This is a genomic window from Streptomyces sp. AC627_RSS907 (genome assembly GCF_019049165.1).
The window spans coordinates 1-3875 of sequence record NZ_JAGMUE010000065.1 but is presented as its reverse complement, the minus strand read 5'-3'; the positions used below and the strand labels follow the sequence as shown (position 1 = coordinate 3875).

The following is a 3875-nucleotide window of genomic DNA, read 5'->3' as shown; positions in this document are numbered from 1 at the left end:
GGGTTCCGGGTGTTCGGGGAGGTGTCGGGGCATCCGGTGCTGACGTTGGCGTTGGAGCAGTGTGTTCCTGATGCCGGGGTGTTCGGGACGTTGCGGCGGGGTGAGGACGGTCCGGCCGGGCAGATCCGGGCGCTGGGTGAGGCGTGGGTGCGCGGAGCCGACGTCGACTGGCGGACCTGGTTCGACGGTGGCCGCCGACTGCCGGACGCGCCGACCTACCCCTTCCAGCACCGCCGGTACTGGCTCTCCCCGAGCCACGCCGGGCAGACCCCGCCGGCCCGGGACGCGGGGCTGCGCCACACCGTCGGCTGGACGCCCGTGCCGCTCGACGCCGGTACGCGGCTCACCGGACGCTGGCTGGTGGTCACGCCCGACGGTGCCGACCGGGACGTCACCCTGTCGCTGACGGCGGCCGGAGCGGACGTCCTGACCATCGGCGCCGGCGAGGCGGTCCCGCCGGGTGACCTCGCGGGTGTCGTGTCGCTGCTGGCGCTGGATGAGCGACCGCACCCCGACCACCCGGGCGTCTCCCGCGGACTCGCGGACACCGTCGCTCTGATCCAGGCACTGGAAGCGGTGACCGCACCGCTGTGGATCGTCACCAGCGGCGCGGTCACGACCGGTGACGGCGACCCGGTCCGCAGCCCCGCACAGGCCCAGGTCTGGGGCCTCGGCAGGGTGGCGGCACTCGAACACCCCCGGCGGTGGGGCGGACTGGTCGACCTGCCCGAGACGGGAGCGGACGGACTCGCCGCCGTGCTCGGCGGGACAGCCGACGGCGAGGACCAGATCGCGCTGCGCGACGGACGGGCTCTCGGCCGGCGTCTGCGGCCCGCACCGGCAGCCCCCTCCGGTACCGGCTGGCGGCCACGCGGCACCGTACTGGTCACGGGCGGCACCGGTGCGCTGGGCGGGCAGGTGGCCCGCTGGGCGGTGGCCAACGGCGCCACGGGCCTGGTCCTGGCCGGACGCCGGGGGTCGGGCACCGACGGCGCCGAAGCGCTCCGCGCCGAACTGGCCGACTCCGGCGCACAGGTGAGCGTCGTCGCCTGTGACCTGACCGACCGGGACCAGGTGACGGCGCTCGTCGCCGGTCTCCCCGCCGACCTCACCGCGGTCGTGCACGCGGCCGGAGCCGCCCAGGACACGCCCGTCGCCGACCTGACGACGGCCGAGACCGCGGAGGTCATGGGCGCCCGCGTCACCGGCGCGCTCCTCCTGGACGAACTCCTCGCCGAGCAGCCGGGGGACGAGCTCGACGCCTTCGTCGTCTTCTCGTCCGTCGCCGGCGTCTGGGGCACGGCACGCCACCCCGCCCACGCCGCCGCCGACGCCTTCCTCGACGCGTTCGCGGCCTGGCGACGGGACCGGGGCAGGCCGGCCACCGCCATCGCCTGGTCCCCCTGGGCCGGCGGGGGCATCGCCGCCACGGCAGCCGCGGACGGCTCCCTGCTCCGCCTCGGCATCCGCCCGCTCGACCCGGGACGCGCCGTGACCGAACTGGCCACCGCACCGCCCTCGTCGACGGTCGCGGACATCGACTGGGCCCGCTTCCTGCCGGCCTTCTCCCTCACCCGGCCCAGCCGCCTCTTCACCGACCTGGCGGCCACCGCCGGCCAGGCGTCCACGGACCAGGCCGAGGACCCCGATGCCTCCGCCCTGCGCGACCGTCTCGCCGCCCTGCCGGCCGAGGACGCCGACCGCGAACTGGTCGACCTGCTGCGCGACCACATCGCGGCCGTCCTCGGCATTCCCAGCACCGAGAAAATCCCCCCGACCCGCGCTTTCCGGGAAATCGGGTTCGACTCGGTCACGGCCGTCGAGTTGCGCAATCGGATAAAGGCGGCGACCGGGCTACGGCTGCCCGCCACCCTGGTCTTCGACCATCCCACCCCGGCCGCGCTCGCGGCACATCTGCGTATTCAGATGGTCCCGAACAATTCTCGTTCGGTACTCGAAGAACTCGACGACCTGGAACAGCGGATCGTCGGCTCCGCCACGGACACGATCACCGGAACCAAACTCCGCATCAAACTCCGCTCGCTGCTCTCCGCCCTGGAAGCAGCGGGTGGCCAGGCATCCGATCCGGCATCGGAGCCCCCGGCCGGGGACTCCGACGACGAACTGCTGAAGTTCATCGATTCCCAGCTCGGGCGGGCCTGAGCACCCGGTTCCCATAGGGGAGCGCTAGGGGTACCGGGTGGCAATCCGGGACTCCTAGCCTCAACCTGGGCCGCTTTCACAGCCTTCGATTTCGGACGTCGGTCGATTCGACGTGCGTTCGGTCATCCGCAGAGGTGGAACTGAATGGCAACTGAGGAAACCCTCCGCGATTACCTCAAGTTGGTAACCACGGACCTGACCCAGACGCGCCGCCGCCTCACCGAACTCGAAGCGGCCGAGCAGGAGCCGATCGCCATCGTCGCGATGGGCTGCCGGTTCCCCGGCGGCGTGACCTCCCCGCAGGACCTCTGGGAGCTGGTCGACGAGGGCAGGGACGCCATCACCCCGTTCCCCACCGACCGGGGCTGGGAGACCTGGGACACCTCGGTGCCGGACGCCACGGACGGGCGCACCGGCGGGTTCCTGCACGACGCCGGCGACTTCGACCCCGCCTTCTTCGGCATCAGCCCGCGCGAGGCCCTCGCCATGGACCCGCAGCAGCGCGTCCTGCTCGAAGTGGCCTGGGAGACCTTCGAACGGGCCCGGATCGACCCGGCCACCCTGCGCGGCACCCAGGCGGGCGTCTTCGTCGGCGGCAGCTACCTCGGCTACAGCTCCTACGTCGAGGACCTGCCCGAGGGCGTCCTCGGTCACCTGCTCACCGGCACCGCGCCCGCCGTCCTCTCCGGCCGGCTCGCCTACACCTTCGGCCTGGAGGGCCCGGCCGTCACCATCGACACGGCCTGTTCCTCCTCACTGGTCGCCCTGCATGCCGCCTGCCGTGCCCTGCGCGGCCGGGAGTGCTCGATCGCCCTCGTCGGCGGCGTGGCGGTCATGTCGACCCCGGACTCCTTCGGACAGTTCACCAAGCAGGGCGGTCTGGCCGCCGACGGCCGGTGCAAGTCCTTCGCGGAGGGCGCGGACGGCACCAATTGGTCCGAGGGCGTCGGCCTGCTGCTGGTGGAACGCCTCTCCGACGCCCAGCGCCTCGGGCACGAGGTACTGGCGGTGGTGCGGGGCAGCGCCGTCAACCAGGACGGCGCCTCCAACGGCCTCACCGCCCCGAACGGCGGCGCCCAGCAACGCGTCATCCTCCAGGCCCTCGCGTCGGCCGGTCTGTCCCCGGCGGATGTGGACGCGGTGGAGGCGCACGGCACCGGGACCCGGCTCGGCGACCCCATCGAGGCGCAGGCGCTGCTGGCCACGTACGGCCAGGACCGCACGGGCGACCCGCTGTGGCTCGGCTCGCTCAAATCCAACCTCGGGCACGCCCAGGCGGCTGCGGGTGTGGCTGGTGTGATCAAGATGGTGGAGGCGTTGCGGCGTGGGGTGTTGCCGCGGACGTTGCATGTGGATGTGCCGTCGTCGCGGGTGGAGTGGGCGTCGGGTTCGGTGGAGTTGCTGACGGAGGCGCGGGAGTGGCGTGCCGGTGTTGGTGGCCGGGTGCGGCGTGCGGGTGTGTCGTCGTTCGGGATCAGTGGGACGAATGCGCATGTGATCGTGGAGGAGGCGCCTGTTCCGGTTCCGGTGGTGCCGGTGGAGCCGGTGGTGGTGTTGCCGGTGGTGCCGTGGGTGGTGTCGGCGCGGTCCGAGGGTTCGTTGGAGGCGTTGGTCGAGCGGGTGCGGGGGGTGGATGCGGCCGCGCTGGATGTGGGTGTGTCGTTGGCGTCGCGTGCGGTGCTGGAGCGGCGTGCGGTGGTGCTCGGTGATGT

The 3875-nt window shown here is 72.9% G+C and carries 2 protein-coding genes; both read left to right on the top strand.

Translation table 11 applies throughout. The features are described from left to right. A partial coding sequence (locus KUM32_RS16405) for a beta-ketoacyl reductase (protein WP_217142641.1) occupies nt 1-2163 on the top strand: 2163 nt, incomplete at its 5' end. Between the two features lie 144 nt (nt 2164-2307). Next, the coding region (locus tag KUM32_RS16400) for a beta-ketoacyl synthase N-terminal-like domain-containing protein (protein ID WP_217142640.1) at nt 2308-3875 on the top strand (1568 nt) is incomplete at its 3' end.